2 protein-coding genes are annotated in these 2,114 nt (G+C 41.6%); one reads left to right on the forward strand and one right to left on the reverse strand.

Going from position 1 to position 2,114, the window contains the following annotated elements; all coding sequences use genetic code 11:
• Positions 1-27: 27 nt before the first annotated feature.
• Positions 28-351, reverse strand: a complete 324-nt coding sequence (locus tag C7B77_RS28815; RefSeq protein WP_106313154.1) for a hypothetical protein — start codon at positions 349-351, stop codon at positions 28-30.
• Positions 352-499: 148 nt separating this feature from the next.
• Between C7B77_RS28815 and dnaG the strand changes: the two genes are divergently transcribed.
• The coding region (dnaG, locus tag C7B77_RS28820; protein WP_106313157.1) for a DNA primase at positions 500-2,114 on the forward strand (1,615 nt) is incomplete at its 3' end.

A 2,114-nucleotide genomic window follows, 5' to 3' on the forward strand; every position in this document is an offset into this window, starting at 1 on the left:
GGCTCAGATTCATTCATCTTTTCCCCCTTATTTAGTAATTGTACCTCTTTCTATACTCTTTGAGCGGGAAGGGAGTATAGGATCTATTTCTCCAATATAAAATTTATTACTAGGATCCCATCCAAAGCACCGACCATTAAAATCATCTCCAAATATTAATATTCTACTAATATCGTCTGGATAGTCATCCCCATATATTTCATCTGGATTAACTGGAGCACTATATAACATCAGACTATTACTAAAGTTACCCCATCCTATATTTCTCATAAAATCAAAATAGTCTTCAGGTATAGCTGGAAACATAATTTTAATTTTGTTAACTTCTTCGGAAGATAGTTTTTTAGACATGAGATTTACACGAATAATACAAAAAGATGAACGCATTTATTGCAATTAATATATCATCGATTTAAGTACCAGAACATCGAATATAGTTAACAAATCTTTTTGGTGGCAAACAGCTATCCACTATTCACTATCCACTATCCACTAATTTATGGATATACCTCGTTTACATCCAGATACGATCGAAGAAGTAAAAGCTAAAGTCGATATCATCGATGTCATCGGCGGACATGTCGTGCTCAAAAAACGGGGTAAGGATTATTTAGGATCCTGTCCATTTCATCAAGAGAAATCGCCGAGTTTTTCTGTCAGTCCTACCAAGCAGATGTATTACTGCTTTGGCTGTCAGGCTGGAGGAAATGCGATTACTTTTCTGATGGAGTTAGGGAAGCAATCTTTTACAGAAGTTGTCTTAGATTTGGCTCGAAGATATCAGGTTCCGGTGCAGACATTGGAGCCGGAGCAACGTCAGGAGTTGCAGCGGCGACTTTCTCAACGAGAGCAATTGTATGAAATCATGGCGATAACGGCAAGTTTTTATCAACATGCGCTCAATCAGCCTCAAGGTGAAAAGGCTCTGACATATCTCAAGGAAGAACGCGCTTTTAGCGACGAAACTATTCAGAGTTTTCAACTCGGTTATGCTCCGGCTGGTTGGGAAACTTTGTCGAATTATTTGATCGAACAAAAGAACTTTCCGCCGCAAGCGATCGTATCGGCTGGACTGGCGATCGAGCGAAAAGATGGCAATAGTTATTATGACAGATTTCGCGATCGATTGATGATTCCGATTCGCGATTTACGGGGTAGAGTGATTGGTTTTGGCGGACGTACTTTGAGCGACGAGCAGCCGAAATATCTCAACTCGCCAGAAACAGAATTATTCGATAAAGGTAACACATTATATGGACTCGATCGAGCAAAAGATGCAATTAGTAAAACCGATCGCGCGGTAGTTGTGGAAGGATATTTTGATGTCATCGCGCTCCATGCGGCGGGAATCGATAGTGCGGTTGCGGCACTCGGTACGGCGTTGAGTTTGGCGCAAGTTAAGCAGCTAGTTAAGTTTACCGAATCCAAACAAATTATCCTCAATTTTGATGCGGATAAAGCTGGTAATATTGCCGCAGAACGAGCGATTGGGGAAGTTACAGATCTGGCTTATCAGGGACAATTGCAATTACGCATCCTCAATTTGCCGACGGGAAAAGATGCCGATGAGTTTTTAAAAAGCCATAGCCAGCAGGATTATTTAGATTTACTCGATCGTGCGCCATTGTGGTTGGATTGGCAAATCGATAAAGCGATCGAACACCAGGATCTCACGCAAGCCGAACAATATCAAGCAGCTACCCAGAAAATTATCAAGCTGCTGCAAAATATTACCGATGTAACTACACGTACCCATTATCTCAAAAAATCGGCAGGTTTATTAAGTGCCGATGATTCGCGAATGGTGCCGTTAGTAATCGAAAATCTCCAGACAGCCATTAAAGGACTCAAACCGCTCCCAGAACCAAAATTTGGCAGTAGTAACGCACCAACAAATAGATTCGAGCGAACAAAATATGCGACGCCAGAAGTAACCGATTATCCAGAGCCGATAGATGAAATCGAGTATGGCGACTATGTAGAACAAAGGGAAGAAAAACCAGCCGAAATCGCGCCAGTTAGCATCCATCCCAATCAAAGATTAATCGAAAAAGCGGAGGGTTTATTGCTACGGATTTACCTGCATTATCCCCTCCACCGCCTGACAATTATCG

This window comes from Chamaesiphon polymorphus CCALA 037, from assembly GCF_003003845.1.
GTDB lineage: Bacteria > Cyanobacteriota > Cyanobacteriia > Cyanobacteriales > Chamaesiphonaceae > Chamaesiphon > Chamaesiphon polymorphus.

What these genes read in the sequence shown, in the direction of transcription:
- C7B77_RS28815 (WP_106313154.1), bottom strand. Translation starts at nt 351, where the DNA reads ATGTCTAAAAAACTATCTTCCGAAGAAGTTAACAAAATTAAAATTATG.